2 tRNA genes are annotated in these 500 nt (G+C 45.6%); both read right to left on the bottom strand.

The window, feature by feature from the left end:
* Positions 1–208: 208 nt before the first annotated feature.
* Positions 209–284 (bottom strand) — tRNA-Ala (locus ACT3TJ_RS18065).
* A gap of 104 nt (positions 285–388) precedes the next feature.
* Positions 389–465, bottom strand: a tRNA-Ile gene (locus ACT3TJ_RS18060).
* Between the last annotated feature and the right edge of the window lie 35 nt (positions 466–500).

Here is a 500-nt window from a genome sequence, read left to right as displayed (position 1 = left end):
TATCTCGCAATGACAACGATTGCCGGATACGCTTGAGACGTATCACACAACAATTACGTATCAACGTTTTAAAAAAACGTTAATGTCAGCATGATATACATTGTTAAAGAGCGACTGTTCAATGAACAGTGATAAAGCGACGATTTAAACGTGCGACTTATCAATGGTCACAAAACAAACAAACGGCGTTGGATAAAAACCAACATAATGGTGGAGCCAAGCGGGATCGAACCGCTGACCTCCTGCGTGCAAGGCAGGCGCTCTCCCAGCTGAGCTATGGCCCCATTTTAGACACTTACCTCTCGGAATTTTATTCATCACAAGGCATTTTATGGCGAAGCATAGCCTGCTATGCGAGTCATAAAATAACGCAGAGATGGATAAAATCTGGTGGGTCTGGGCAGACTTGAACTGCCGACCTCACCCTTATCAGGGGTGCGCTCTAACCAACTGAGCTACAGACCCAAGAGGGGATCGTGCTTAAACCGTTTGCTCTATGA

This window comes from Halomonas sp. AOP30-A1-24 (assembly GCF_052378165.1).
GTDB classification, from domain to species: domain Bacteria; phylum Pseudomonadota; class Gammaproteobacteria; order Pseudomonadales; family Halomonadaceae; genus Vreelandella; species Vreelandella citrativorans.
Note: the sequence above shows the minus strand (reverse complement) of the source record. Positions and strands in the feature narration are given on the sequence as shown.